Source organism: Vogesella aquatica, from assembly GCF_028548455.1.
GTDB lineage: Bacteria > Pseudomonadota > Gammaproteobacteria > Burkholderiales > Chromobacteriaceae > Vogesella > Vogesella aquatica.
This window is the reverse complement of sequence record NZ_JAQQLF010000007.1, coordinates 143,551-169,711: the sequence shown is the minus strand read 5'-3', so window position 1 is coordinate 169,711 and position 26,161 is coordinate 143,551. Positions and strand designations below refer to the sequence as shown.

25 protein-coding genes are annotated in these 26,161 nt (G+C 62.4%); 8 read left to right on the top strand and 17 right to left on the bottom strand.

Annotation, left to right across the window (positions count from 1 at the left end; translation table 11 throughout):
* The first annotated feature begins 23 nt into the window (after window positions 1-23).
* From surE to rpoS, 4 genes are all read left to right on the top strand, one after another.
* Complete coding sequence (gene surE, locus PQU95_RS07085; RefSeq protein ID WP_272751333.1) at window positions 24-764, top strand: 5'/3'-nucleotidase SurE; 741 nt, start codon at window positions 24-26, stop codon at window positions 762-764.
* Complete coding sequence (locus PQU95_RS07080; RefSeq protein WP_272751331.1) at window positions 749-1,417, top strand: protein-L-isoaspartate(D-aspartate) O-methyltransferase; 669 nt, start codon at window positions 749-751, stop codon at window positions 1,415-1,417. The genes surE and PQU95_RS07080 overlap by 16 nt, the downstream gene beginning before the upstream one ends.
* Before the next feature lie 95 nt (window positions 1,418-1,512).
* Window positions 1,513-2,619 carry a peptidoglycan DD-metalloendopeptidase family protein gene (locus PQU95_RS07075; RefSeq protein ID WP_272751330.1) on the top strand — a complete coding sequence of 369 codons (1,107 nt, stop codon included), beginning with the start codon at window positions 1,513-1,515 and terminating at the stop codon, window positions 2,617-2,619.
* A 42-nt stretch (window positions 2,620-2,661) separates the two neighbouring features.
* Complete coding sequence (gene rpoS, locus PQU95_RS07070; protein ID WP_272751329.1) at window positions 2,662-3,609, top strand: RNA polymerase sigma factor RpoS; 948 nt, start codon at window positions 2,662-2,664, stop codon at window positions 3,607-3,609.
* A 68-nt stretch (window positions 3,610-3,677) separates the two neighbouring features.
* Here rpoS and PQU95_RS07065 read toward each other — a convergent pair whose 3' ends face one another.
* From PQU95_RS07065 to PQU95_RS07055, 3 genes are read right to left on the bottom strand one after another with little or no spacing between them, the layout of a single operon-like run.
* Window positions 3,678-5,633, bottom strand: a complete 1,956-nt coding sequence (locus PQU95_RS07065; protein ID WP_272751328.1) for a transglutaminase TgpA family protein — start codon at window positions 5,631-5,633, stop codon at window positions 3,678-3,680.
* Window positions 5,620-6,570: a DUF58 domain-containing protein gene (locus PQU95_RS07060; RefSeq protein WP_272751327.1), complete on the bottom strand. Its 951-nt coding sequence runs from the start codon at window positions 6,568-6,570 to the stop codon at window positions 5,620-5,622. Before PQU95_RS07060 ends, PQU95_RS07065 begins: the two co-directional genes overlap by 14 nt.
* Complete coding sequence (locus PQU95_RS07055) at window positions 6,554-7,462, bottom strand: AAA family ATPase (protein ID WP_272751326.1); 909 nt, start codon at window positions 7,460-7,462, stop codon at window positions 6,554-6,556. The genes PQU95_RS07060 and PQU95_RS07055 overlap by 17 nt, the downstream gene beginning before the upstream one ends.
* A gap of 77 nt (window positions 7,463-7,539) precedes the next feature.
* Between PQU95_RS07055 and PQU95_RS07050 the strand changes: the two genes are divergently transcribed.
* The gene (locus PQU95_RS07050) at window positions 7,540-8,499 is read left to right on the top strand and encodes a histone deacetylase family protein (protein WP_272751324.1); all 960 of its coding nucleotides are present in this window, start codon (window positions 7,540-7,542) and stop codon (window positions 8,497-8,499) included.
* A gap of 431 nt (window positions 8,500-8,930) precedes the next feature.
* Here PQU95_RS07050 and def read toward each other — a convergent pair whose 3' ends face one another.
* Together def and plsY are read right to left on the bottom strand one after the other, a co-directional pair.
* Window positions 8,931-9,440, bottom strand: a complete 510-nt coding sequence (gene def, locus PQU95_RS07045) for a peptide deformylase (RefSeq protein WP_272751323.1) — start codon at window positions 9,438-9,440, stop codon at window positions 8,931-8,933.
* Between the two features lie 3 nt (window positions 9,441-9,443).
* A complete protein-coding gene (gene plsY / locus PQU95_RS07040) occupies window positions 9,444-10,076 on the bottom strand; it encodes a glycerol-3-phosphate 1-O-acyltransferase PlsY (RefSeq protein WP_017509904.1) in 633 nt (210 codons plus the stop codon).
* 68 nt (window positions 10,077-10,144) lie between these two features.
* On the opposite strand from plsY, the gene folB reads away from it, so the two are divergent.
* A complete protein-coding gene (folB, locus tag PQU95_RS07035; RefSeq protein WP_017509905.1) occupies window positions 10,145-10,504 on the top strand; it encodes a dihydroneopterin aldolase in 360 nt (119 codons plus the stop codon).
* A gap of 85 nt (window positions 10,505-10,589) precedes the next feature.
* Here the strand turns inward: folB and PQU95_RS07030 are convergent, their stop codons facing one another.
* From PQU95_RS07030 to mutY, 12 genes are all read right to left on the bottom strand, one after another.
* Window positions 10,590-10,979, bottom strand: coding sequence for a group II truncated hemoglobin (locus PQU95_RS07030; RefSeq protein ID WP_272751321.1), 390 nt, complete (start codon window positions 10,977-10,979; stop codon window positions 10,590-10,592).
* A 99-nt stretch (window positions 10,980-11,078) separates the two neighbouring features.
* Entirely contained in the window at window positions 11,079-12,335 is a 1,257-nt protein-coding gene (locus PQU95_RS07025) for a D-amino acid dehydrogenase (RefSeq protein WP_272751320.1), read from the bottom strand.
* Between the two features lie 96 nt (window positions 12,336-12,431).
* Window positions 12,432-13,289, bottom strand: a complete 858-nt coding sequence (locus PQU95_RS07020) for a CheR family methyltransferase (RefSeq protein WP_272751319.1) — start codon at window positions 13,287-13,289, stop codon at window positions 12,432-12,434.
* A 65-nt stretch (window positions 13,290-13,354) separates the two neighbouring features.
* Window positions 13,355-13,705 carry an iron-sulfur cluster insertion protein ErpA gene (gene erpA / locus PQU95_RS07015; protein WP_017509909.1) on the bottom strand — a complete coding sequence of 117 codons (351 nt, stop codon included), beginning with the start codon at window positions 13,703-13,705 and terminating at the stop codon, window positions 13,355-13,357.
* 94 nt (window positions 13,706-13,799) lie between these two features.
* On the bottom strand, window positions 13,800-14,843 hold the full coding sequence (gene argC, locus PQU95_RS07010; RefSeq protein WP_272751318.1) for an N-acetyl-gamma-glutamyl-phosphate reductase: 1,044 nt from the start codon (window positions 14,841-14,843) through the stop codon (window positions 13,800-13,802).
* A gap of 222 nt (window positions 14,844-15,065) precedes the next feature.
* Entirely contained in the window at window positions 15,066-15,458 is a 393-nt protein-coding gene (rpsI, locus tag PQU95_RS07005) for a 30S ribosomal protein S9 (RefSeq protein ID WP_017509911.1), read from the bottom strand.
* An 18-nt stretch (window positions 15,459-15,476) separates the two neighbouring features.
* Window positions 15,477-15,905, bottom strand: coding sequence for a 50S ribosomal protein L13 (gene rplM / locus PQU95_RS07000; RefSeq protein ID WP_017509912.1), 429 nt, complete (start codon window positions 15,903-15,905; stop codon window positions 15,477-15,479).
* Between the two features lie 353 nt (window positions 15,906-16,258).
* Window positions 16,259-16,972, bottom strand: a complete 714-nt coding sequence (gene deoD, locus PQU95_RS06995) for a purine-nucleoside phosphorylase (RefSeq protein ID WP_272751317.1) — start codon at window positions 16,970-16,972, stop codon at window positions 16,259-16,261.
* 192 nt (window positions 16,973-17,164) lie between these two features.
* Window positions 17,165-18,385: a phosphopentomutase gene (locus PQU95_RS06990; protein ID WP_272751316.1), complete on the bottom strand. Its 1,221-nt coding sequence runs from the start codon at window positions 18,383-18,385 to the stop codon at window positions 17,165-17,167.
* Window positions 18,386-18,555: 170 nt separating this feature from the next.
* Window positions 18,556-19,323, bottom strand: a complete 768-nt coding sequence (deoC, locus tag PQU95_RS06985; RefSeq protein ID WP_272751315.1) for a deoxyribose-phosphate aldolase — start codon at window positions 19,321-19,323, stop codon at window positions 18,556-18,558.
* Between the two features lie 104 nt (window positions 19,324-19,427).
* On the bottom strand, window positions 19,428-21,638 hold the full coding sequence (locus PQU95_RS06980; RefSeq protein WP_272751314.1) for a RelA/SpoT family protein: 2,211 nt from the start codon (window positions 21,636-21,638) through the stop codon (window positions 19,428-19,430).
* A gap of 36 nt (window positions 21,639-21,674) precedes the next feature.
* On the bottom strand, window positions 21,675-22,733 hold the full coding sequence (gene mutY / locus PQU95_RS06975) for an A/G-specific adenine glycosylase (protein WP_272751313.1): 1,059 nt from the start codon (window positions 22,731-22,733) through the stop codon (window positions 21,675-21,677).
* 114 nt (window positions 22,734-22,847) lie between these two features.
* Between mutY and PQU95_RS06970 the strand changes: the two genes are divergently transcribed.
* The gene (locus tag PQU95_RS06970) at window positions 22,848-25,292 is read left to right on the top strand and encodes a THUMP domain-containing protein (RefSeq protein WP_272751312.1); all 2,445 of its coding nucleotides are present in this window, start codon (window positions 22,848-22,850) and stop codon (window positions 25,290-25,292) included.
* 230 nt (window positions 25,293-25,522) lie between these two features.
* Window positions 25,523-26,125 (top strand): MarC family protein, encoded by a 603-nt coding sequence (locus PQU95_RS06965; RefSeq protein WP_017510384.1) that lies wholly within the window; start codon window positions 25,523-25,525, stop codon window positions 26,123-26,125.
* Window positions 26,126-26,161 lie beyond the last annotated feature (36 nt).

The window sequence follows — 26,161 nt, the reverse complement described above, 5'->3', positions numbered from 1 at the left end:
TTAGGTCTTGATGGAAAGCTACGATGAAAATTCTGATTAGTAACGACGACGGTTATTTTGCACCCGGCTTGGCAACGTTGGCCGCACACCTGTCCACCCTGGGCGAGGTAGTCGTCGTGGCACCCGAGCGCGACCGCAGCGGCGCCAGCAACTCGCTGACGCTAGACCGTCCGTTATCGGTCAGGCAGGCTGCCAGCGGCTTTTACTATGTCAACGGCACGCCCACCGACTGCGTGCACGTTGCTGTCACCGGCTTTCTGGATTTCCGCCCGGACATCGTCGTATCCGGCATCAACCACGGCCCCAATATGGGGGATGACACCCTGTATTCGGGTACCGTCGCAGCGGCTACGGAAGCGTTTCTGCTGGGCATACCCGCCATCGCCGTATCGCTGGCCGGTAAAAACCGCCACTTCGACACCGCAGGCCAAGTCGCTACCGACCTGGTACGCCGCTTCCAGGCACAGCCATTCAGCCGACCCGTGCTGCTGAACGTCAACGTGCCGGACATACCGGCAGCACAGCTAGCCGGCACCGAAGTTACCCGCCTGGGCCGCCGCCACCACGCCGAACCGGTGATCCGCGCGCAGAACCCGCGCGGCGAAGCTGTGTTCTGGGTGGGGCCGGTAGGCCCGGAACAAGACGCCGGCAACGGCACCGATTTTCACGCCATCCGCCAGCAGCGCGTGTCCATTACGCCGCTGATGATAGACCTGACCGCACGCGATCAACTGGATGAAATACAAACATGGCTCAATCCCTAGTTGCAGGCAGCAATTTCGGCATGTTCTCCGACCGTACCCGCATGCGGATGGTGGAGAGGCTGCGCCAGAACGGCATTAGCGAGGAACGCGTGCTGGCCGCCATGTACGAGGTACCCCGCCACCTGTTCATCGACCAGGCGCTGGCCACCCGCGCCTACGACGATGTATCGCTGCCCATCGGCCAGGGACAAACCATCTCGCAACCGCTCACCGTAGCGCGCATGACGGAAAAGCTGCTGGAAGGCCGCGCCAAGCCAGGCCGTATTCTGGAAATCGGCACCGGCTGCGGTTACCAGACCGCCGTACTGCTGAAAACCGGGGCCGAGGTGTTTTCGATTGAACGACTGGGCGGCATTCTGGACAAAGCCAGACAGAACCTGCGCCAGGCCAAACTGGTACATGCCCGACTGGTGCATGGCGATGGCCACCTGGGGCTGCCGGATGTGGCGCCGTTTGACGGCATCATCATTACTGCCGCTGCACGCCAGGTACCCCCGGCATTGCTGGCACAGCTGGCCGATAACGGCCGCCTGGTGTTACCGGTGGGCGATCAGGAGCAACACCTGTGGCTATACGAAAAAACCGCCGAGGGCATGCGCCAGACCCAGCTGGAACCAGCCAAGTTTGTACCCCTGCTGCCAGGTAAGCAGTAAACAAAAAAGCAACACCTACCCCTATAGATTCTTGTCTGACAATTTACAGCAGGCAGATAGCTGACATATAAAATCGATACTCAATGCAAAACATCTTGTTAAAGAAACTGGCACTAATCGGCAGCAGCATAGCAGTAGCCTCGCTAATGACAGGCTGCGCACAACTGCACCAGGAAAACGCTGCAGAAATCGTGAAAGGTACGCCCACTACGCAGAAACCGCGTAGCGATGCACCCGCCAAACCGGCAGCCAGCACGCCGGCCACGACCAGCAAGGCCAGTACACAAGCCATTGCACTGGGTACCACCCCGCAAGCCAGAGCAGTAGCGGGCCAGACAACTCATACTGTTCAAGCCGGTGAAACCCTGTACCGCGTTGCTGTGAATAACGGGCTGCGCTACCAGGATCTGGCTGAATGGAACAATTTGGACGGTTACACCATCAAGGTTGGCCAGGTTCTTCGGCTAACCCCGCCCGATGCACCGCGTACTGGTGCAGCGGTAACCGCCCCGGCAGCCAGCAGCACTACCAGTGTAGTGAAGCCGGCAGAAACCAAACCGGCAGCAGGCCAAGTGCCGGTTGAAGCGAAAGCACCAGCTAATGGTGCCGACGCTCAGGCAGCAAGCAAGGCTTATCCGAAAGCCCTGAAGCTGCCGTACTCGGAGGAGGCCATCAAGAGCCTCCCGGCCCAGAGCGAAGGAAGCGGTAAACCTGCCGTAAACGTACCACCCGCCAAAAACACGCCGGACAAACCGGCAAGCAAAGTAGAAGCGGCAACACCCGTCGCTCCGGCAGTTACCCCTGCCGAAGCCAGCAGCCCCAAAGCTGCCTCTACCGGTGTGGTATGGGCCTGGCCTACCCAGGGTAACGTGGTCCGCGGTTTTTCGGACCAGAACAAAGGCATCGACATTACCGGCAAGGCAGGACAGCCGGTGAATGCCGCCGCCGATGGCAAAGTGGTGTATAGCGGTAGCGGTTTGCGCGGTTACGGGAAGCTCATCATCCTGCGCCACGACAAAACCTTCCTGTCCGCCTACGCCCACAACAGCCAGTTACTCGTGAAAGAGGGCCAGTCTGTCAAGAAAGGACAGAAGATTGCCGAAATGGGGAATACCGATGCTGACCAGGTAAAACTGCACTTTGAAATCCGTCAGCTAGGCAAACCCGTCGACCCGAGCAAATTTCTGGAAACCAGACCCTGACCGGACCCAGTCCTGATCAGGAGCGCAAGCGGGGAAACTATCATGAGCGACGATCTTGATCTGCTGGAAGAAGTACTGGACGAAGAAGTAGAGGCCGAAGACGAACCCCGTGCCGAAGCGGAAGACGCAGAAGAAGCGACTGCCAGTAAAGGCTTCGAAGATATTGCCGATGTCACTCAGATCTATCTGAACGACATCGGCAGCAATGCCCTGCTCACGCCGGCCCAGGAAGTAGAGCTGGCCAGGCGTGTGGTACAGGGTGACTTCAGTGCGCGACAGAAAATGATCGAGCACAACCTGCGCCTGGTAGTAAACATTGCCAAACACTACATCAACCGCGGCCTGGCGCTGCTGGACCTGATTGAAGAAGGCAATATCGGCCTGATGCACGCGCTGGAAAAGTTCGACCCGGAACGCGGCTTCCGTTTTTCCACCTACGCCACCTGGTGGATACGCCAAAGCATTGAACGCGCGATCATGAACCAGTCGCGCACCATCCGCCTGCCGGTACACGTCATCAAGGAGCTGAATGTCTACCTGCGCGCTGCACGCCATCTGGAAAGCCAGATGGGCCGCGAGCCGACTCTGGAAGACATCGCCCACCTCACCGGCAAACCGGTAGACGAAGTTCGCAAGGTGCTGAACCTGAACGAACGCATGGCATCGCTGGATGCGCCACTGGATATCGACCCGATGCTGTCCATCGGCGAATCCATCCCGGACGAGCAGCACGAAGAGCCGGATATCCAGCTGCATAACGCACAAATAGAACACTTTGTGCATGACTGGCTGGGCCAGCTTACCGACAAGCAGCGCATGGTGATCGAGCGCCGCTACGGTTTGAACGGGCAGGAAGTCTGCACACTGGAAGAGCTGGCCGCCACCCTGAGCCTGACACGCGAACGGGTACGCCAGATCCAGATCGAGGGGCTGGAACACCTGCGCCGCATCTTGCGCCGTAAAGGTGTCACCAAAGACTACCTGATCTGAGCAGAGACAAACACACACACCACCGGCAGCCCGCGCTGCCGGTTTTTTTTGTGCCACGCCAGCCACGACTAGCGCTGGCGGCCAACCTTGGCGGGGCGAAATGCCCGCACCTGTCGCCACAAATGCCGCCAGGCGGCATCGTCACCGCCCTGCGGGCCATACTGCAAACGCTGCCACTGTTGCAGCAGCGCAGCCAGCGCTTGCTGATCGTCCTCGGCCAGCCGCGCGGCGTGGGCCTGTAGCTCGGCCGCTGTATCCCCGGGGGCAATGGCCAGCCCGGCGCCACGCAAACGTTGCCCCAGCGCCTGCCATACCTGCTGCGCCACACTGCGCCGCACCCGGCGGCCATACAGCACATAGGCTGCCAGCGGCAACAACACCAGCGCCATGCCGCCCAGCAAGGCTTTCACCACGTTGGCCGCAGACACCTCGCCCAAGCCCAGCTGCTGGAACAGTTTCTGCTGGCTGGCCGCATCGTAGCCCACTACCCAGCGCTGCCAGCTGAAATTGGCCAGCTGCCATTGCTGGCCTACCCACTGCGCCCAGCCCGGCGGGCGGCCGCCGACCAGCGGCATGCGCGGTGCCACTTCACCCAGGGTACTATCGATGCCGGCGTCTACGCGCTGCGGTGCCACCAGCGCGGTGGCGTCCACCCGCCGCCAGCTACCGTCTACCCACACCTCGCTCCAGGCGTGGGCGTCAGACGAGCGTATCTGCCAGAAACGCCCCTGCGTATTGAACTCCCCGCCCTGGAAACCTACCACCACCCGCGCCGGCAAGCCTGCCGCCCGCGCCAGTACGGTAAAGGCCGAGGAAAAGTGCTCGCAGAAGCCCTGGCGGCTATCAAACAGGAAACCATCCACCACATTGCCGGCTAGCGTAGGCGGGTTCAGCGTATAGCGCAGGCCTTGCTCGGCCAACCACAGCTGCAGCGCCTGCAAGCGCGCGGCCGGTAGCGGATGGCGCCCGGCCAGCGCCTGCCCTGCCTGGATGGTGCGCGGGTTATCGGCGGGCAGCTGCAGATAGAATGCCTGCTCACGCTCGTCCAGTGCGTCCCGGTACTGGCTGCTGGCCACACTCTGCACGCTGTAGCGCAGCCTGGCAGTGTTGGCCGCGTCGACACGGCGCAGCTTTTGCTGATAGCCCAGCACCACGCCCTCCCCCGCCTCCACGCCCTGCTCCAGCATGGGCAGATAGCCCTGGAAGGGCTCGGCTACCACATCGTAGCGGAGCGGCTGGGCCTCACCACTTAGCGCCACGCCACGGGGCAGCGCCAGGTTGGCCGCTGTCCAGCGCGTGCCATCAAACTGGTCGAATACCATGACACGCCAGTACAGCTGGCTGACGCGTGGCTGGCTACCGCGAAATTCGGCAGTGAACACCGGCTCGCGCGAGGGAATCATCTTGCCGATAGCGCCAGGGCTCATGCTGTCGGCCAAGCCGGTGGTAGCGCCTTGCTGTTCGGTGGGCATGCTCCACAGCGGGCCGGGCAAGCGCGGCATCACCACAAACAGCACCACCATCAGCGGAAACGACAGCAGCAGCGCCCGCGCCGTCACCGCCGGGCTCAGGCGGGCGTCTTCACCGGATAGCAGCACCATGGCCCAGGTCAGGGCAAACAGCGATAGCAATAGCCAGATGGCCGACAGCGGGCTTTGATCAAACAGCAGCGGCGTCGCCGCCAGGAAAAAGCCCAGCGCCAGCAGCACGCGCCAGTCGCGCAGGCTGGCGGTTTCCAGCGCCTTGCCGCCCACCAGCAGCAGCAAAAAGGCCACCCCGCCCTCGCGCCCTACCAGCGTGCGCAGGTTCAGCCACAAGGCTGCGATGGGCAGCAGCAAGCCCAGCATCAGCCAGAGGCGGCGTGGCAAAGGCTGGCGCTGCCATACCAGTGTGGCGCGCCAGGCCAATAGCAAGGCGAACACCAGCGGCACCCAGCCCGGCAAGTGCAGGAACAAAGGCAACGCCACCAGGGCCAGCGCCGCCAGCACGGCAAAGCTGGCCAGCCTCAGCTCATCCGCCAGCATCGCGCACTCCAAAACGGGCCAACGCCAGCAAAGCGGGCTCGCTGTTACCCGCCTCTACGCAATACTCCCCTTGCGGCAGGCGCAGCAGCAGGCCTGTCCCGGCGCGGGATGCCTGCAACACGTGCCAGCACAAATGGGATAGCCGCTGCTCGGGTAGCACGTTGGCCGCATAATCGTCCCAGCTCAGGCTGGGTTGCCCGCCAGCGGTTGCCGGGCTGGTAAACTCGCGTGCCGCCAGGCTGCCGCGCCGGGCATACACCCGCCAGGCAATACGGCGCAGGCTTTGCCCCGCTTGCCAGGGAGCCAGCCCGGCAAAGTCGTCGCCACCGGCTTCGATGGCTGTCGATTCGCCATCGCCCCCGTGCCAGGCCAGCTCGCGCGGGTCGGCCAGTGGCTGCGGGTACACCCACAGCGCCGCCTGCAGGCGTACATGGCTAAACGCCCGCACCAGACCCAATGGCGCCTCAGACCATAAGCGCAGCACCGGCATGGCCAGCTGCCCGCGATAAGGCGCCGCCAGCGGCAAGGCATAGTCGCCGGGCGTGGTGCATTCTGCCAGCACGGTGTCTGCTTCATACCAGCGCACACGCAAACGCCGTGGCTGGGTATCGGGCCATTGCAGCTGCAACAGAAAACGCGCCTCGTCCCCGGCAAACACGTTGGCCGCAGCACGCGCCTGCAGCTGCAAGCCGGCCAGCTGGCGGTAGGCCAGCAGCACCGACAACAGCATCAGCGCCACGATCCAGAACGACAGCACATAGGCCAAGCTCACCGCGTAGTTCAGCGCACCTATCCACACGGCCAGCGCCACCAGCAGCATCATGCTGCCAAAGCGCGTAGGCAGCAGATAGATGCGCCGCTGCGTCAGCCGTGTCTGCGCCTCACGCGGGGTGTGGCGCAGCACCCATTGCTGCAGCGCCTTACGCCAGCGCCACATTGCCCAGTATCCGCAGCAGCAGCGCGCTGCTATCGCCACCCGGCAGGCGCGGCGTCAGCCGGTGGGCGGCTACCGGCACAAACACCGCCTTGATGTCTTCCGGCAGCACATGGTCGCGGCCGTCCAGCAGCGCCCAGGCGCGCGCTGCAGCCAACAAGGCCAGGCCGGCGCGCGGGCTCAGCCCGTGCAAAAACAGCTCGGGCTGGCGCGTGGCCTGCAGTAGTGCCAGCACATAGCCGGCCAAAGCCGGCGATACATGCAGGCTGGCTGCCTGTTGCTGCAGCTGTAGCAAGTCTGCCGCACTCAGCGCAGCGGTCAGCTTGTGCATGACCTGGCGGCGGTCGCCACCTTGCAGCAGCTTCAGCTCGGCATCGGCTGGCGGGTAGCCCAGCGAGATCCGCATCAGGAAGCGGTCCAGCTGCGACTCTGGCAGCGGGAAGGTACCGCGCTGGCCATCCGGGTTCTGCGTGGCTATGACAAAGAAAGGCTCGGGCAGCGCGTGCGTTACACCATCCGCAGAAACTTGCCGCTCCTCCATGGCCTCCAGCAGCGCGGACTGTACCTTGGGCGAGGCGCGGTTGATTTCATCGGCCAGCAGCAGCTGCGAAAACACCGGCCCGGGGCGGAACTCGAAGCGCCCCTCCCCCGGCAAAAATACACTGCCGCCCAGCACATCCGCCGGCAGCAAGTCGCTGGTGAACTGCACACGGCGGTAGTCCAGCCCAAGCACGGCAGCCAGGCTATGCGCCAAGGTGGTTTTGCCCACGCCGGGCACGTCCTCGATCAGCAGGTGGCCACCCGCCAGCAAACACGCCAGCGCCAGCCGGGTTTGCTGTGGTTTCCCCAATATCAAGGCATTAAGTTGACGATACGCAAAGGTGATGGATTGCATTCGGGCCTGCTTACGCGCACTATTTATTAAAAAATCATATATCCCTTTTGCCTCGGCAAAGCAATAAGGAAACGCTTGTGCTTAACTGGTTGAAATCTCATATTACCGGCGGCGGTCTCACCGCCTACATCACCCATAGCGACTGTCTGCAGCACAATATGGGGGTGGGCCACCCGGAATGCCCGGAACGGCTGGTAGCCATCAAGGACCAATTGATGGCGTCGCAAATCTTTGACAGCCTGCAGGAGGTCGAAGCGCCACCGGTCAGCGAACAGCAGCTGGCCAGGGTACACCCGCCACACTACGTAGAGTACATCGAGGCGTGCGCCCCGTCGGTAGGTACTTTCCGCGTCGACCCGGATACTGCCATGAACCCCGGCACCCTGCCGGCGGCGCAGCGCGCAGCCGGTGCCGTGGTGAAAGCGGTAGACATGGTGATGAACAAAGAAGCCCCCAATGCCTTCTGCGCCATCCGCCCGCCTGGCCACCACGCCGAAAGCAACAAGGCGATGGGCTTCTGCTTTTTCAACAATATCGCAGTGGGCATTGCCCACGCCCTGTCGCAATACCGCCTTGAGCGCGTAGCGGTGGTGGACTTTGACGTACACCACGGCAATGGCACCGAAGAAATCTTCCACGACGATCCGCGCGTGATGATGGTGTCCATCTTCCAGCACCCGTTCTACCCCTATAGCGGCGACAACCCCATGGGCAACAATATGCACCATGTACCGATGAAGGCCGGTAGCGGCAGCCGCGAGTTCCGCGAAGCGGTGGAGTATTTGTGGCTGCCGCAGCTGCGCGAGTTCCAGCCACAGATGATTTTCATCTCGGCCGGCTTTGATGCCCACCGCGAAGACGATATGGGCTCGCTGGGCCTGGTGGAAGCCGACTACGAATGGGTAACACGCCAGCTGATGATGGTAGCGGCAGAATGCTGCGAGGGCCGCATCGTGTCGGCGCTGGAAGGGGGCTACGACCTGTCGTCGCTGGCGCGCAGCGTGGCGGCGCATGTGAAGGTGCTGTCGGACGGCTAGCTGACCACAGTCGTCGTCGCCATGAAAAAACCGGCCACCAGGCCTAATGTCAGTCAGTTAGGCGAATATGCTTGGCAATCAAGTGGGCGAGCGTGAGTGAAGCGCCTCATCCCGTTGGCGCGAGCCGGCCAAAGTGGTGCGCACCAGGTTTTAAGACGCCGATTTGTTTGAGCCGCGTGACGTTAGCACGCGGCGAGTTCGGCGGCGCCTGGGGCGTGCCATTTTGGCCGGGGTTTCGAGCAGCCCCGGGTTGCGGGGGAATGAAAAGGGGGCGGCAATCCGCCCCCTTTCCCGTCTGCCGGGCGGAACCGGCATCCAAATATCGTCCGCGTAGCGGACACACTAGCTCTGGTCAACGAAACAAACCCCATGCCAGTCAGCGTTAACTGACTGGCAATGGCCACCAGGCCGGTTTTTACTTGATCGCCACGTCAAACTGGCAAGATCGCCGGCAGCCACTGCGGATGGCGCCAGTACACCCAGCGCTGGCGCCAGCGTGGCAGATGGTCGACAAACACGCGGCCGCCCAGGTGGTCCAGCTCGTGCTGGATGGCCGCCGCCTGGAAATCGCAGGCCGTCAGGCTAAAAGGTTGGCCGCACCGGTCCAGCGCAGCCAGCTCGATGACTTCGGCGCGGGCAATACTGGCGCGGTAGCCCGGCACACTGAGGCAGCCTTCCTTGCCGCGTACCCTGCCGCGTTGCGCCACGAGGCGCGGGTTGATCATCACCAGCGGAGCATTGCGCCCGTCGCTGACATCCACCACCGCCACGGCGAATGTTTCGCCAATCTGGTTGGCCGCCATACCCACCCCGTTGCGGGTGGCGTACAGCGTATCCAGCAGGTCGTCCACCAGATACTGCACCGCTTGGACATCGTCTACCGGCAGGGCCTGACGGCGCAGGCTGGGGTCACTCAGGGGCAGTATCGGGCGAACGGTCATGGCTCAGGGCTGTTTTTTGTCTCCCGGCTCGGCTTGGCCAATTTTGTCTTCCTGGCCGGTCAACAGGTTGATCAGGTTCGATTTGTGGCGGTGTACCACCAGAATCGCGATGATAATGCTGGTGCCCCAGTACACACTTTGCGGTCCGACAATAAAGAACGCATAAACCGGCACCAGCACACAGGCCACGATGGCAGACAGCGAAGAAATCTTCACCACAAACGCCATGAACAGCCAGGTAGCCAGTGCGGCCAGCGCCAGCCAGCCATTGAACGCAGCCAGCACGCCTACCGCGGTAGCCACGCCCTTGCCACCCTTGAAGCCGAAGAACACCGGCCACATATGGCCGGCCAGTACCGCCAGGCCAGCCATGGCGACCGCCTGCTCGCCCAGGCCGTAGGCCGGGCCGAATTGCTGTACCAGCAGCACGGCGACCCAGCCTTTGACGCCATCACCCAGCAGGGTCAGTGCAGCGGCCAGCTTTTTGCCGGAACGCAGTACATTGGTGGCGCCGGGGTTTTTGGAGCCGTAAGTACGCGGATCGGCCATGCCCATCAGCTTGGTCACGATCACGGCAAAAGACAGGGAGCCAATCAGATAGGCACCCAAAATAAAGGCAAACGCTGTTGTGGTCATGGCTTATCCACTAGAATGCAAGGCTTGGCATTTTACGGTATCGGGCAACAAACCCAAAGCCCGCAACGATGGACATTATCTTTTTGCGCGAAGTGCGCGCCGACACGGTCATCGGCGTATACGACTGGGAGCGTACCGCGCCCCAGACGGTGCTGCTGGATATCGAGTACGGCATCCCCAGCGAAGTGGCCTGCCATAGCGATGATATTGGCGACACCATCCACTACGGCGAGGTGGTGGAGCGCGTGCGCGCCTCGCTGGCGGCGCAGCACTTTTTGCTGATCGAAGCGCTGGCCGAACACATCGCCAGCATCGTGCGTGACGAATTCGGCGCGCCGTGGGTACGCGTCGCCGTCACCAAGCTGAACATCCTGCCCGACGTCAAACACGTGGGCGTGATGATAGAGCGCGGCCACCGCCCGCACTAAGCCCGCTACCAGACTAAAGCAATGCGGCCAACCTTTTAGCCAAGGTTGGCCGCATTGTCGTATCGCTTACCGCGCCCGGGCCGGCTCAGGCGTCGTCGCGGTTACGCATGAAATCGGCAGTATTGTAAAACGCCTCGATCAGCCGGGCTTTCAGCCAGTCTTCGCACACCAGCTCGTTCACCGCCTGCGTCATGCACTGCATCCACTGGTCGCGCGCTACGCTATCCACGGCAAACGGCATATGGCGCATGCGCAAGCGCGGGTGGCCAAAGGTGTCCATGAACAGTGGCGGGCCACCCAGCCAGCCGGACAGGAACATGTACAGCTTTTCGCGCGAGCCGGCCAGGTCGGCCGGGTGCATATCGCGCAGGCTTTTCACCGACGGGTCGGTATCCATGATGTCGTAGAAGCGGTCGGTCAGCCAGCGCACCACGCCAGCGCCACCCAGCAGCTCGTAAGGGGTCATTTCCTGCATGATGGTTTCCTGCAAAACAAGGGCTGCATGGTAGCACGCCGTACGCGGCCAACCCTGCCCCACATCAATAAAACCGGCATGGCCAGGCCGCGCTGCGCGCTAGCCGTGCAAAAACGGAAACGCGATCTCTGGCGCCAGCCCGCTTATCAGCCCGGCCAGCGCACGGCCGGAGCCCGGGCCCTCTGTCCAGCCCAGGGTGCCGTGGCCGGTATTGAGCCACAAGTTGCTGTAACGATAGCGGCCGATCAGCGGCACATTGCCGGGCGAGGCCGGGCGCAGGCCGGTCCAGAACTGCGCGGCGTCCCAGTCGCAGGCTGCGGGGAACAGCTGCTGCGTGCGGCGCACCAGCGCAGCACAACGTACCGGGTTCAGATGGCTGCTGTAGCCGGACAGCTCGGCAGTACCAGCCACCCGCAGCGTGTCGCCCAGGCGCGAGAACACCAGCTTGTGCGACTCGTCGGTAATGCTCACCTGCGGCGCCAGGGCGGCATTGGCCAGCGGCAAGGTCGCCGAATACCCCTTCGCCGGATACACCGCGATACGGTGGCCCAGCTGTGCCAGCAGCAGCGGGCTATGGCTGCCCAGCGCCAGTACGTAGGCATCAGCCTGCAGCGTATCAAAGCGGCCATCCGCACCGGTAACCGACACCCCGGCAATGCGCCCACCCTGCGGCTGCAGCGCATTGATGCGCGTGTGCCAGGCAAACTGCACATCGGCGTCGGCGCAGGCGGCGGCCAGCTGGCAGGTAAACTGGTGCACGTCGCCCGACTCGTCGCTTTCGCACCAAGTGGCGGCCAACAGCTGTGGGGCGATGGCCGCCAGCGCCGGCTCGCGCGCCACCGCGTCGTCTACCGATACCACGCGGCGCGTCACGCCCTCAGCCGCCAGCAGTTGGCAGGCAGCCAGCGCGTGCTCGACCTCCTGGCGGCTGAACAGCAGCGCCAGAATGCCTTGCTGGCGCTGCGCATACTGTAGCGGCAGCTGCTGGCGCAGCTGGGCGAAGGTCTGCTGGCTGTAACGCCCTAGCGCCACCATATGGCGCAGGTTGGCCGCATGGCGCCCTGGCAGGCATTCGCGTAAGAACTGCAAGGCCCAACGCCACTGCGCCGCGTCCAGATGCGGGCGGAACCATAACGGGGCATCCTCACGCAGCATCCAGCGCAGCACGCGCCACGGCGTAGACGGGTGCGCCCACGGCTCGGACTGGCTGACTGAAATCTGCCCGCCATTGGCAAAGCTGGTTTCGCGTGCCGGCCCGCTGGCACGGTCTACCACCACGACTTCATGCCCTGCCTGGCGCAAAAACCACGCCGTGGAAATGCCGATAATGCCGGCACCCAGTATGGCAACCTTCATCTCACCCCCTTGGCACACAAGAAAAAAGGCCCACAAGGGGCCTCGCCGGCAAGCATGGTAAAACGATGCAGGCAGCATGCCAAGCTGCCGTAAACGTCAAGGTTTGCGGCGTGCCAGCTCGTATACGGTCTTGCCGCGCAGGGAAAAATAGTCCGAGGCGAAATAGAAGTTTTCCGAGTGGCCGACAAACAGCAGGCCGTGCGGCTTGATCAGCGGGTGAAACTTCTTCAGCACCGCAAACTGGGTGTCGCGATCGAAGTAAATCATCACGTTGCGGCAGAACAGCGCATCGAACTGTTTGCGCATCGGCCAGTTGTTATGCACCAGGTTCAGCTGGCTGAAGGTAATCATGCTGCGCAGCTGCGCCTTGGCCTGATAGTTGCCATCCGGCAGCTTGTCAAAGTAGCGCGCGGCGTGGCCGGCCGGCAGCTTGGCAATCTTGTCGGCGCTGTAAATACCCTTGCGGCCAACCTCCAGCACGCTGGTATCCAGGTCGGTGGCCAGAATAGTGATATTGCCGCGCCCGCCCAGCGCCTCCAGCGCCGTCATGGCGATGGAGTACGGCTCTTCACCGGTAGACGAGGCCGCGCACCAGATGCTGATCTCCTGCCCTGCCGGCAGCGTTTTCAGGTAGTCGGCCAGCATGTGGAAATGGTGTTCTTCGCGGAAGAAGAACGTCAGGTTGGTGGTGAGCGCATTAACGAATAACTCGAACTCGCGCTTGCCCCCTGCACTTTGCAAAAAGTCGACATAGGCAGCAAAGCCATCCAGCTTCAGCTCGCGAATACGACGTACCAGGCGGCCGTACACCATGTCTTTCTTGGTGGGGTTCAGCGAGATGCCCGCTTCCTTGTAAATCAGCTGCCGTACACGTTCGAAATCCTGTTCACTGAACGCAAACTCGCGGGTGAACTCCACCTTGGGCAAAATGATGGGCGGAATCTTGTTATGCATGATGTTTCTCCGCAAAAGCAAAACCCGGGTAAAACCCGGGTTTGTGCATGAGGCAACGCTCGGGTTTACACCGAAAAGGACGAGCCGCAACCGCAAGTGGTTTGTGCATTCGGGTTGCGAATCACAAACTGGGAACCTTCCAGGCTTTCCTGGTAGTCGATTTCTGCACCTACCAGATACTGGTAGCTCATCGGGTCTACCAGGAAGGTTACGCCAGCACGCTCAATAGCGGTATCGTCTTCATTGGCGATTTCGTCAAATGTAAAACCGTACTGGAAGCCGGAGCAGCCACCGCCGGTAACGAAAACGCGCAGTTTCAGGTCCGGGTTGCCTTCTTCGGCCACCAGGTCACGCACCTTGTCGCAAGCGCTGTCGGTAAAGTTGATCGGGGACGGGGTTTCGGTAGCAGCAGTCATCTCACAAGCCTTTCGGTACAAGGACGGGCCGCGCCAGCGGCCCTTCATCCTACTATTTTAGTAGGATATTGGGCCGGCTGGCGAGTTTTCAACATCAGGGCATCAGCGGCACGATATCCAGGCCGGCATTTTCCGGCTGGCCGAACATCAGGTTCATCACCTGTACCGCCTGGCCGGATGCGCCTTTGACCAGATTATCTTCCACCACCAGAATCACCAGCAAGTCGCCATTGCCAGGGCGGTGTACGGCGATGCGCGCCGTGTTGGCACCACGTACCGAGCGGGTTTCCGGGCAGCTGCCGGCCGGCAGCACATCGACGAACGGCTCGCCGGCAAAGCGCTGCTCGAACAGCTGCTGGAAGTCCACATCGCGACCTTCCGGCTTCAGGCGGGCGTAGATAGTGGAATGAATACCACGGATCATCGGCGTCAGGTGCGGTACAAAGGTCAGCTTGACCGGTGCACCGTGGATGGCCGACAAGCCCTGCTCGATTTCCGGGCTGTGGCGGTGACCTTTCACGCCGTAGGCCTTGAAGTTATCGCTGGACTCGGCAAACAGAGTGCCCACTTCGGCCTTGCGGCCAGCACCGGACACGCCGGACTTGCAGTCGGCAATCAGGGTATCGGTTTCGATGTACTGTTTGCCGCTTTCCAGCAGCGGCAGCAGGCCCAGCTGTACGGAGGTCGGGTAGCAACCGGCCATACCGATCAGGCGCGCCTGCTGGATGGCTTCGCGATTCACCTCGGGCAGGCCGTAAACGGCCTCGGCCAACAGGTCGGTACAGCTGTGCTCCATGGCGTACCACTTGGCAAACACGGCCGGGTCTTTCAGGCGGAAGTCTGCCGCCAGGTCGATCACCTTCACGCCGGCTTCCAGGAGCTCGCGCGCCTGGGCCATGGCCACGCCGTGCGGGGTAGCAAAGAACACCACGTCGCACGCTTTCAGGTCGGTTTCGTCCGGGGTACTGAACGCCACATCCACACGGCCGCGCAGGCTGGGGAACATCTCGGCCACTTTCATGCCGGCTTCCTTGCGCGACGTTACCGCCACTACTTCGGCACCCGGGTGGTTGGCCAACAAACGCAACAGCTCGACACCGGTGTAACCGGTACCGCCGACAATGCCCACCTTGATCATGCCAGGCTCCTCTGGATATAAAAAAATGTCGCAAAGGCGACATGGTAAGGAGTGCGGCGGTGCAATGCAACAAGGAAAACAGCGCAGGTCAGCTGCTGCCAAGCAGGGCTTTTCAGGCTACGCCGGACGGCCAGCATTGCGGCCAACCTTGGCAGATAACACCCGCGCCAAAAGAAAAAAGCCACCGCGAACGGTGGCTTTTTTTGTCTCGCAACAAGCAGATTAACGCTTGGAGAACTGCTTGCGACGACGTGCTTTGCGCAGACCCACTTTTTTACGTTCCACTTCACGGGCATCGCGAGTAACGAAGCCGGCGTGGGACAGAGTAGGTTTCAGCTCAGCGCTGAAGTCGATCAGGGCGCGGGTGATGCCGTGACGGATGGCACCAGCTTGGCCGGTTTCACCGCCGCCGTTCACGTTAACCATGATGTCGAAAGACTCCAGGTGCTCGGTGATTTGCAGTGGTTGACGGATAACCATGCGACCGGTTTCGCGAGCGAAATACTGGTCAACTGGTTTGCCGTTAACGATGATCTGGCCGGAGCCTTTTTGCATGAACACACGAGCTACGGAGCTCTTGCGACGGCCGGTACCGTAGTAGTATTTACCGTTCATCTATACTTGCCTCAGAAATCAGATTTCCAGCACTTTTGGCTGTTGCGCAGTGTGCGGGTGCTCGGTGCCGGCGTATACCTTGAGCTTCTTGATCATGGCGTAACCCAGCGGACCCTTCGGCAGCATACCTTTAACGGCTTTTTCCAGAACGCGCTCCGGGAACTGGTTTTGCAGTTCGGTGAAGTTGCGCTCGTAGATACCACCAGGGTAGCCGGAGTGACGGTAGTACTTCTTATCCAGTGCTTTGTTACCGGTAACGCGCAGTTTCTCTGCGTTAACGACAACAATGTAATCACCGGTATCAACGTGCGGAGTGAACTCCGGCTTATGCTTGCCGCGCAGACGACGAGCGATTTCAGCAGCGAGACGGCCCAACACCTTATCTTCGGCGTCGACCACGAACCACTCGCGCTTTACCTCATGCGGCTTGGCAGAAAAGGTCTTCATGGAACTCTTCCATCGTAATTCTTGAAAGTTCCGGATTCTATTACAGAGATACCCTGCTGTCAAACCTAAGTCACGATTCAAGGCCTTGTCGGGCAAAGAGAAACCGTTTTCGGTACACATTGGGCAAAAAGGCAAAAAAAGAGCGCAATCGGGCTTGCCTGATTGCGCCAAGTTCCACCTATAGAAGGAGGATGGAGGAGACAACACCAAAACGCACACTTTCACGCAACGTCCTGATGTGACTTGATTATGGAATTGCGCTAGGCACTTTGCAAGGCAATTTTGTGCATTGCACCAAAAAATGTTTGCCGCACGCGACAAACCCGGTGCAATGCAGCACTGGCACGCCCGGATTACAGCTTGAGTGCCGTTTCCAGCGCGATGTCCATCATGTCGCGGAAGGTAGTCTGGCGCGCCTCGGCATCCATGGCCTCGCCGGTAGGAATCACGTCCGATACGGTCACGATGCCCAAGGCGCGCGCACCGTACTGCGCAGCCACGCCGTAGATGCCGGCTATTTCCATTTCCACCGCGTTCACATTCATGCTCTTCAGCGTGGCCAGCAGCTGCGGCTGGACGCCGTAGAACAGGTCGGCCGAGAACACATTGCCCACCTGCACCTTCTTGCCCAGCTCGGCTGCGGTGTCCACGGCGGTGCGCAGCACCTCGAAGTCGGCAATGGCGGCGTAATCGTGATCCAGGAAACGCATGCGGTTGACCTTGCTGTCGGTGCACGCGCCCATGGCGATGACGATATCGCGCAGGCCCAGCCGTGCCGCGTCTACCGAGCCGCAAGAGCCGATGCGGATGATGGTTTTCACGCCAAAGTCCTTGATCAGCTCGGTGGTGTAGATGCTGGCCGACGGGATACCCATGCCGTGCGCCATCACCGACAGGCGCTTGCCCTTGTAGGTGCCGGTGTAGCCGAACACATTGCGCACGCTGGTGACCTGTACAGCATCGTCCAGATAGGTTTCGGCAATCAGCTTGGCGCGCAGCGGGTCGCCCGGCATCAGTACGATGTCGGCAAAATCGCCCGGTTCGGCGCCAATATGCGGTGTAGCCATGTTTTATCTCCTTGTTTTGATCGCGACGGCCGGCTGATACACGGGAGCCACAGGCCGGAGGGTGCTCTGCCCGCCGTCGGAGATGGTGTGCGTCAACACGTCCGCTCCTGTACGTGTATGTTGGCCGCAGTTAAAAACAGGCCGGCGGCAGGCGCGATGCGCCCCTGCCAGCGGCAAAATACCTTTCAGGCCCTAGCCCAGAAACGACGTACCGTACGCCATGGCCGGCACGCCCAGCCAGCTGGCCACGCTCTGGCCGATGTCGGCAAAGGTGGCGCGCTCGCCCAGGCTGCCGGGCGCGACCTGCTTGCCATAGCACAGCACCGGGATGTGCTCGCGGGTATGGTCGCTGCCTGGCCAGGTGGGGTCGCAACCGTGATCGGCGGTGAGGATCACGATATCGTCGTCGCCCATGGCGGCCAGCAGCTCGGGCAGGCGCGCGTCAAACTGCTCCAGTGCGCGGGCATAGCCGGCAACATCGCGGCGGTGGCCGTAGCTGGAATCGAAATCCACAAAGTTGGTAAAGATGATGCTGTTACCCGGCGTCGTCTTCAGCGCGGCCAGCGTGGTGTCCCACAGCTCGTCCAGACCAGTGGCCTTGTACTTTTGCGTGATGCCGACGTGGGCATAGATATCGGCGATCTTGCCCACCGACACCACCTGCCCGCCCGCCTCTGCCAGCTTTTGCAGCACGGTAGGGGCTGGCGGCGCTACTGCCAGGTCTTTGCGGTTGCCGGTACGGCTGAACTGGCCCTTGCCGCTGCCGACAAACGGGCGCGCAATCACGCGGCCGATATTGTACGGCGCCAGCGCCTCGCGCGTGATGCGGCACAGCTCGTACAGGCGCGCCAGGCCGTAGGTTTCCTCGTGGCAGGCAATCTGGAACACCGAATCCGCCGAGGTGTAGAAAATGGGCTTGCCGCTGGTCATGTGCTCTTCACCCAGACGGTCCAGAATCTCGGTACCGCTGGCGTGGCAGTTGCCCAGGTAGCCCGGCAGGCCGGCTTTGGCCACCAGCTCATCCAGCAGCACCTGCGGGAAACTGTTTTGCTTGTCGTGGAAGTAACCCCAGTCGAACAGCACCGGCACGCCGGCGATTTCCCAGTGGCCGGACGGCGTGTCCTTGCCGCTGGACAGCTCGCGGGCATAGCCGTAGGCCGCTACCGGCGCAGCCGGGCCCATGCCCTCGGGGAAGTAGCCGGACGACAGCGCACAGGCGTGGCCCAACCCCAGGCGGGACAGGTTGGGCAGCTGCAGCGGGCCACTGCGGCCAACGTTGGCCGCACCGCTGGCGGCGGCGCGGGCGATACTGCCCAGGGTATTGCTGCCTACATCGCCAAATTTGTCGGCGTCGGCACTGGCGCCGATGCCCAGCGAATCCAGTACCAGAATGATGGCGCGTCGGTTTGTCATGGTATTGCCTCGTCGTGTTGGCCGCGCAGTACACGCTGCGCTTTATCTGTGTTTTTAGCACGCTGGCGGCAGCAAGGACAGTGCCCGCCCGGCCAGCTGGCCGTCAATAAAAAAGGTTGGCCGCATCGCTGCGGCCAACCTTGCAGGACTCAAATAGCCCTTGGCGCCGCTTAATAGCCGCTGTGCTGGGTGATTGCCCCGCCCTGCACCACCGCCTGCAGGTTGGCCAGCAAACCGGAGGCGCCAAAGCGGAAGTTGCCTGGGGTCAACCAGGCCGCCCCCATGATATCGGTGGCCAGTTGCAGGTAGCGCGCGGCATCGTCGGCCGTGCGCACGCCACCGGCAGCCTTGAAGCCACAAATCCGGCCGCTATCGCGGATGGCCTGCAGCATGATGGCGGCGGCCTCCGGCGTGGCGTTCACCGCCACTTTGCCGGTAGACGTTTTCAGAAAGTCCGCCCCGGCGGCCAGTGCAATGTCGCTGGCCTGACGGATCAGCGCCGGCGTGGCCAGCTCGCCGCTTTCGATAATCACCTTCAGCAGCTTGTCGCCGCAGGCGGCCTTGCACGCCGACACCAGCGCGCGGCCAACCTCGGTGTTACCGGCTTGCAGCGCGCGCCAAGGAAACACCACGTCGACCTCGTCGGCACCGTAGGCGATGGCGGCGCGGGTTTCGGCCACGGCAATCGCCACGTCGTCGTCACCGTGCGGAAAGTTGGTGACGGTGGCAATACGCACGCCAGTGGCACCAGCACGCGCCAGCGCACGGCGGGCGTGCGGTACAAATCGCGGATACACACACACAGCGGCTACCTGCCCCGCGTTGCTACGCGCCTTGGCGCACAGCGCGTCTATGGTGGCCACGCTGTCGTCGTCATTGAGCGATGTCAGGTCCATCAGCGACAGCGCCAGCTGCGCTTGCTGTTTCAGGTCTTGCATGATGCACTCGGCTAACGGTGATTGCAGGCCCATCCCGGGCCCGGCGCCGGCAGACAGGCTGCCGGCGAGAACACGCGGCGCGGCCAACGTTGGCCGCACGCCGCTTACACGCGCCGCGCCTCGTGCACGCCGCGTACTTCCATGATGTGCGCCAGCACGCGGCTGATATCGCGCACCTGGCGTACTTCTACGGTAAAGCGCAGCTTGGCTTTTTGCGCCCGCGACAGCGTGTTGACGCCAATCACATTGAGCTTTTCGCGCGAGAACACGTCGGAAATATCGCGCAGCAGGCCGGGGCGGTCGCTGGCATGGATTTCCAGGTCGATCGGGAATACGCCGTTTTTCTGGTCGCCCCAGTCAGCCGCAATCAGCCGCTCCGGCGCGTCGGCCGACAGGCGCTTGAGCGTAATGCAGTTGCTGCGGTGTATCGAGATACCGCGGCCGCGGGTAACAAAACCGGCCACGCTATCCGGCGGCGCCGGCTTGCAGCACTTGGCCAGGATGGTCATCAGATTGCCCACGCCCTCGATCAGCACGCCGCCCGAGTCGTGGCCGCCACGGCTGCGGCGCACCAGGTCTTCTGGCGCCACCTCCAGCGGCTGCTGCGGCGCAAAGCTCTCGATAGCGTTGCTGATGGCGCGGGTACCCAGCTCGCCATGACCCAGCGCGGCGTATAGCTCGTCCATGCGCGAGTAACCCAGCTTGTCGGCAATCTGCGCCAGGCTGGGTTGCACATGCGGGTGGCGCGACAGCTCGCGCTCGAACAGCTGGCGGCCGGTTTCGCGTACCACGTCGGCGTTTTGCTGGCGTACGTACTGGCGGATTTTGGAAATGGCGCGGTGGCTCTTCACCCAGCCTTCGTGCAGCCAGTTCACCGACGGGCCGCCCTCTTTCGCGGTGAGGATTTCCACGCGCTGGCCGTTTTGCAGCGGCGTGGACAGTGGCACGATATGGCCTTCCACCTTGGCACCCCGGCAACGATGGCCCAGGTCGGTATGCAGGCTGTAGGCAAAGTCGATGGCGGTAGCGCCCGAGGGCAAATCCAGCACGCGGCCCTGCGGCGTCAGCACGTAGATGGTGTCGGAGAACAGCTCGGTCTTGAAGGCGTCGGCCAGGTCGCTGCGGTCGGAGTCCGACATTTCCTCGCGCCAGTCCAGCAGCTGGCGCAGCCAGGAGATTTTCTCCTCGTACTGCGCGTCGCCTTTTCCGCCTTCCTTGTAGCGCCAGTGCGCGGCTACGCCGAATTCGGCGTGCTCGTGCATTTCAAAAGTACGGATCTGCACCTCGACACCGCGCCCTTCCGGGCCGATAACGGCGGTGTGCAGGCTGCGGTAATCGTTGGCCTTGGGGTTGCTGATGTAGTCATCAAACTCGCCGGGTATCGGCTGCCACATGCTGTGGATCAGGCCCAGCACGGTGTAGCAATCCTGCAGGCGCTCCACCAGAATGCGCACGGCGCGGATATCGTACAGCTCGGAAAAATCGAGCTTCTTTTTCTTCATCTTCTTCCAGATGGAATAGATGTGCTTGGGCCGGCCGGCGACGTCGCCCCTGACGCCAGCGCCTTTCAGCTCGCCGCGCAGGGTGTCCAGCAGGCGCTCGATATAGTCGATGCGCTCCAGGCGGCGCTCGTCCAGCAGCTTGGCGATTTTCTTGTAGTTGTCCGGCTCGGTATGGCGAAAGCCCAGGTCTTCCAGCTCCCACTTGATCTGCCATACGCCCAGGCGGTTGGCCAGCGGCGCAAACAGCTCCAGTGTTTCTTGCGCGATCTGGCGGCGCAGGCCGCCCTCGGCCACCTGCGACAGGTAGTGCATGGTTTGCGTGCGCCATGCCAGCTTGATCAGCACCACGCGAATGTCGGCCACCATGGCCAGCAGCATCTTGCGCATGGTTTCGGCCTGGCGGGCGCGGTCTTCCGGTGTAGCCAGGCGGTCCAGCCGCGCCAGCTCGGTGAGGCGGCGCACACGGTTGCCGCCATCTACCAGGGTCAGCACGGTGCGGTTGAAGGTATTGGGCAGCCACTCCTGCCAGTCTTCGCGGTAATCCGGCGCAGCAAACAGCAAGGTAGCGGCAATCGCGTCCGGTAGCAGGTTCAGGTCGGCCACGATAGCGGCGGCAGCCACGGCATGGCTGAACACATCCTCACCGGTATGCGGCAACGTTTTACCGGCGTACAGGGCGCGCGCGGCATCAAACGCGCGCTGCAGCATGGCGCGCTCGGCGTCGGTCAGCGCGGCCGACAGCTGGGCCAGCCATACGGCCGGGTCGGCGGCATCGGCCAGGGTATCGGCTACGGAACGTACTACGGAAACCATCTTTCAGCTCACCATGCGGCCAGGCCGCGACAGGGTTTAGGGGGTAATCGCCAGGGCTTGCAATAGCAGCTTGCGCACCGGCGCCGGCACGCCGGCATCTAGTGCGTCAGCCAGCGGCAGCCACTGCCAGCCGTCCTCGTGGCAGCTATCGGCCAAGCGCTGCTGCAGCCGTACCGGCTGCGGCGTGATGGTGAGCCGGAAATGGGTAAACACGTGCACCATCTCGGGCCAGGCGGGCAACAAGTCGCCCACGGCGTTGGCCGCCAGCCAGCCATCTACCGCCAGTGTACTGTCGAACTCCGGCAGGCTGAGCAGCCCGCCCCAGATACCTACCGGCGGGCGGCGCTGCAGCAGCACACAACCTTGGTGCAGGGCAATCAGCATCACTGTCTCGCGCTCGGGCACGGCTTTTTTCGGCTTGCGCTGCGGCAGCTCGGCCGTACGGCCACTGTTGGCCGCCACACAGCCATCCAGCATCGGGCAGGCGGTACAGGCTGGCTTGCTACGCGTACACACGGTAGCGCCCAGGTCCATCAGCCCCTGGGTATACGGCACCATGTCGGCACGGCTGGCGGGGGTAAGCCGCTCGGCCAGCTGCCACAGCTGCGCCTCTACCGCTTTGTCGCCAGGGTAGCCTTCTATACCAAAGCAACGCGTCAGCACGCGTTTGACATTGCCATCCAGAATGGTTTCGCGCCGGCCAAAAGCAAACGCCGCAATGGCTGCAGCGGTAGAGCGCCCCACGCCGGGCAGGCGCTCGATATCCTGCCGCTGCTGCGGAAACTCGCCGCCAAAATCGTGCATCACCATCTGCGCGGCCTTGTGCAGGTTGCGCGCCCGGGTGTAGTAGCCCAAGCCACTCCACAGCGCCAGCACGTCGTCCACCGGCGCTGCGGCCAAGGTGGCCAGGTCGGGAAAACGTGCCAGAAAGCGTGGGTAATAGCCCAGCACGGTGCTGACCTGCGTTTGCTGCAGCATGATCTCGGACAGCCACACGCGATAGGCATCGCTTACCTGCCACGGCAGGCCGTGGCGGCCATACAGGCGCTGCCACGCCACCAGGCGGCTGCCAAACAGGGTTTCTAGCGTAGACACGGCTTAGCTACTCAAAATCGAACCGGACATGTTAAACCAAAGCGCGGGGAGTACCAAGCAGGCAAGCCCCGAATAGGCTAGAATGGTGGATTGATTTCAAAGGATTACCGCACGATGTCCACATTCCGTTCCCGCCAGCGCGCCGCGCAACGCCGTCAGCCCACATCTTTTGCCGAGCGCAACGCACCACCTGCCGGGAATAACGCTCCGCCAGCAGGCCAGGCCGGCAACAACCCGCGCTTTGGCAACGACAGCCGTGGTTTCGACAAACCACGCTTCGGCGGCGAGCATCGTCGTGACGGTGATGCCCAGCCACGTGGCGAACGTAGCTTCGACAAGCCGCGTTTCGGCGGCGACAAGCCGCGCTTCGAAGGTAACCGTGAAAACCGCGAAGGCGGCTTCAAGCGCGACGGCGAGTTCCAGCCACGCGGCGAACAACGCAGCTTCGACAAACCACGCTTCGGCGGCGACAAGCCGCGCTTCGAAGGTAACCGTGAAAACCGCGAAGGCGGCTTCAAGCGCGATGGCGAGTTCCAGCCACGCGGCGAACAGCGCAGCTTCGACAAACCACGCTTCGGCGGCGACAAACCGCGCTTCGAAGGTAACCGTGAAAACCGCGAAGGCGGCTTCAAGCGCGATGGCGAGTTCCAGCCACGCGGCGAACGCAGCTTCGACAAACCACGCTTCGAAGGTAATCGCGACAGCGGCTTCAAACGCGAAGGCGATTTCCGCCGCGAACAGCCCAACGATCACCAGCCACGTGGCGAACACGGGCTGGACAAGCCGCGTACCCTGTTTTCGGTAAAACCGGAAGATTACGCCCCGGCCCCGGAAGCCACACCGGCAGAGCGCCCGCAAAAAACCTATACCCGTGACCGCGTAGCGGGCCGTGGTGGCAAAGCCCACCCCGACTACGTGGCACCAGAACCACGCGACAACGAGCAGGCACCGGTAGAAAACAAACCGGCAGGCGGACCGGTGCGCACCAGCTTTCTGAAACGCGTCAGCGATATCGATACCCCGGCCAGCCCCCGCCACGACGAGCCGCGCCGCGAAGGCGGTTTCCAGCGCGAAGAGCGCAGCTTCGACAAACCACGCTTTGGCGGCGAGCGCCGCGAAGGCGGCTTCCAGCGCGAAGAGCGCAGCTTCGACAAGCCTCGCTTTGGCGATAAGCCTCGCGATGGCGGCTTCCAGCGTGAAGAGCGCAGCTTCGACAAGCCTCGCTTTGGCGATAAGCCTCGCGATGGCGGCTTCCAGCGCGATGCAGCACCAGCCCGCACGCTGTTCGGCAAAGGCGAAGCCCGCGAACCAGGCCAAGGCTTTGGCAAGCAAGGCGGTGGCGACAAGGTTGGCCGCACGCCCTTTGTCAAAGCCCAGCCACGTACGCTGAAAGACGGCGAGTTCGCCCTGTTCGCCAGCTGCCCGCGTGGCCTGGAAAAACTGCTGGGCGAAGAAATTGCCCTGCAAGGCGGTACCGAGCTGCAGCTGACTGACGGCGGCGTGGCCTTTACCGGTACGCAAGAAGTGATGATGCGCGTAAACCTGCACTCGCGCACCGCCAGCCGCCTGCTGATGCAGCTGGCCATGGGTACCTTCCGCGAAGAGCGCGACATCTACACCCTGGCCAAGGGCATTAACTGGCCAGAGCTGTTCGATGTGGGCTGCACCATCAAGGTAAAAACCGACGGCCACGCCCGCCTGAAGAGCATCGACTACGTATCGCTGATTGTAAAAGACGCCATCTGCGACCGTTTCCGCGACCTGGGCGGCGAGCGCCCCAGCGTAGACACCCGCACCCCGGACATGCGCATCCGTGTGTTCCTGTCTGGCTTTGACGTACAAATCTACCTGGATACCAGCGGTGAAGCGCTGTTCAAACGCGGCTGGCGCGACGAAACCGGCGAAGCCCCGCTGCGCGAAAACCTGGCAGCCGGCATCCTGCTGCTGGCCGGCTACAACGGCACCCAGCCGCTGCTGGACCCGATGTGCGGTAGCGGTACTTTCCTGGTAGAAGCCGCCGACATCGCCCTGAACCGCGCCCCCGGCCGCGACCGTGGCTTTGCCTTCGAACTGCTGAAAAACCACAACGATCTGCTGTGGCACAGCATCAAGAACGACGCCGAGCTGGCCAGCCGCAAACTGGCTACCCTGCCGCTGTACGGTAACGACCGCGCTGCCCACATGGTAGACATCACCCGCCGCAACCTGGAGCGCACCGGCCTGGCCGAGCTCGTTACCCTGAGCGTGGGCGACGCCACCGAGTTGGCCGCACCAGCCAAGCATGGCCTGATCGTGTGCAACCCGCCGTACGGTATCCGCCTGGACGAACAAGACAGCCTGGCCGAGCTGTACCCGCAGCTGGCTACCTGGCTGAAACGCCAGTTTGCCGGCTGGACCGCGCACCTGATGACGGCCGACACCCGTCTGCCCAGCCTGATGCGCCTGGCCGCCGACAGCCGCCCCATGCTGTACAACGGCGCACTGGAATGCCGCGTTTATGCCTTCACACTGGTAGAAGGTTCTAATCGCAAGGAAAAAGACGACACAAGCGGTCAGTAAACGGACACACCCGCTGCCATTAGAAAACAGGGCGTGACATAATCACGCCCTGCCAGTACTTGCCACACATGACACGCCCATATCAAAAAGGCCTTACGCTCTGCGCAAGGCCTTTCTTACTGCCTGCGGCCAACCTTTGCCTGCGATCCGCCCGCATCACTGCGATGGCTACTGCTGGCAACGCTAACCCAAGCTTTGTTTTTTATCGAATACCGCATACTGTAAAAGCTATGGATACCTCATTCCTGTCTGCCACCATCCTGCTGATCCTGATTACCGATCCGCTGGGCAACATCCCCCTCTTCATCTCGGCCCTCAAACAGGTGAAGCCGGAACGCCGCCGCCGCGTGGTATTCCGTGAGTGCTTTATCGCCTTTGCGGTACTGCTCACCTTCATGTTCTTTGGCAAAGGCTTTCTGGAGCTGATGCACCTGACCGACGAAAGCCTGCGCGTCGCCGGCGGCGTCATTCTGTTCCTGATCGCCATCAAGATGATCTTCCCCGGCGAAGGCAGCATGTTTGGTGGCGACAAAATGCACGGCGAGCCCTTCATCGTGCCTATCGCCGTACCGCTGATCGCCGGCCCCTCCGCCATGGCCACCGTGCTGCTGATGTCCACCCGCGAACCGGAACGCATGCTGGAATGGATAGGCGCCCTCACCCTCACCATGCTGGTAACGCTGCTGGTCTTCCTGTTCTCCGGCAAAATCCACCGCGCCCTGGGCGAACAAGCCATCACCGCGCTGGAACGCCTCATGGGCCTGGTGCTAACCGCCATCTCTATCGAAATGCTGCTGGGCGGCGTGGCGGCTTACATCAAAAAACTGGCATAAAAAAAATCGCCCCGAGGGGCGATTTTTTTATCATCG

Bases quoted from the DNA above. Each gene is read 5' to 3' on its own strand.
- surE (WP_272751333.1), top strand. From the start codon at position 24: ATGAAAATTCTGATTAGTAACGACGACGGTTATTTTGCACCCGGCTTG.
- PQU95_RS07080 (WP_272751331.1), top strand. From the start codon at position 749: ATGGCTCAATCCCTAGTTGCAGGCAGCAATTTCGGCATGTTCTCCGAC.
- rpoS (WP_272751329.1), top strand. From the start codon at position 2,662: ATGAGCGACGATCTTGATCTGCTGGAAGAAGTACTGGACGAAGAAGTA.
- PQU95_RS07065 (WP_272751328.1), bottom strand. From the start codon at position 5,633: ATGCTGGCGGATGAGCTGAGGCTGGCCAGCTTTGCCGTGCTGGCGGCG.
- PQU95_RS07060 (WP_272751327.1), bottom strand. From the start codon at position 6,570: ATGTGGCGCTGGCGTAAGGCGCTGCAGCAATGGGTGCTGCGCCACACC.
- PQU95_RS07055 (WP_272751326.1), bottom strand. From the start codon at position 7,462: ATGCAATCCATCACCTTTGCGTATCGTCAACTTAATGCCTTGATATTG.
- def (WP_272751323.1), bottom strand. From the start codon at position 9,440: ATGACCGTTCGCCCGATACTGCCCCTGAGTGACCCCAGCCTGCGCCGT.
- plsY (WP_017509904.1), bottom strand. From the start codon at position 10,076: ATGACCACAACAGCGTTTGCCTTTATTTTGGGTGCCTATCTGATTGGC.
- folB (WP_017509905.1), top strand. From the start codon at position 10,145: ATGGACATTATCTTTTTGCGCGAAGTGCGCGCCGACACGGTCATCGGC.
- PQU95_RS07030 (WP_272751321.1), bottom strand. From the start codon at position 10,979: ATGCAGGAAATGACCCCTTACGAGCTGCTGGGTGGCGCTGGCGTGGTG.
- PQU95_RS07025 (WP_272751320.1), bottom strand. From the start codon at position 12,335: ATGAAGGTTGCCATACTGGGTGCCGGCATTATCGGCATTTCCACGGCG.
- PQU95_RS07020 (WP_272751319.1), bottom strand. From the start codon at position 13,289: ATGCATAACAAGATTCCGCCCATCATTTTGCCCAAGGTGGAGTTCACC.
- erpA (WP_017509909.1), bottom strand. From the start codon at position 13,705: ATGACTGCTGCTACCGAAACCCCGTCCCCGATCAACTTTACCGACAGC.
- argC (WP_272751318.1), bottom strand. From the start codon at position 14,843: ATGATCAAGGTGGGCATTGTCGGCGGTACCGGTTACACCGGTGTCGAG.
- rpsI (WP_017509911.1), bottom strand. From the start codon at position 15,458: ATGAACGGTAAATACTACTACGGTACCGGCCGTCGCAAGAGCTCCGTA.
- rplM (WP_017509912.1), bottom strand. From the start codon at position 15,905: ATGAAGACCTTTTCTGCCAAGCCGCATGAGGTAAAGCGCGAGTGGTTC.
- deoD (WP_272751317.1), bottom strand. From the start codon at position 16,972: ATGGCTACACCGCATATTGGCGCCGAACCGGGCGATTTTGCCGACATC.
- PQU95_RS06990 (WP_272751316.1), bottom strand. From the start codon at position 18,385: ATGACAAACCGACGCGCCATCATTCTGGTACTGGATTCGCTGGGCATC.
- deoC (WP_272751315.1), bottom strand. From the start codon at position 19,323: ATGCAAGACCTGAAACAGCAAGCGCAGCTGGCGCTGTCGCTGATGGAC.
- PQU95_RS06980 (WP_272751314.1), bottom strand. From the start codon at position 21,638: ATGGTTTCCGTAGTACGTTCCGTAGCCGATACCCTGGCCGATGCCGCC.
- PQU95_RS06970 (WP_272751312.1), top strand. From the start codon at position 22,848: ATGTCCACATTCCGTTCCCGCCAGCGCGCCGCGCAACGCCGTCAGCCC.
- PQU95_RS06965 (WP_017510384.1), top strand. From the start codon at position 25,523: ATGGATACCTCATTCCTGTCTGCCACCATCCTGCTGATCCTGATTACC.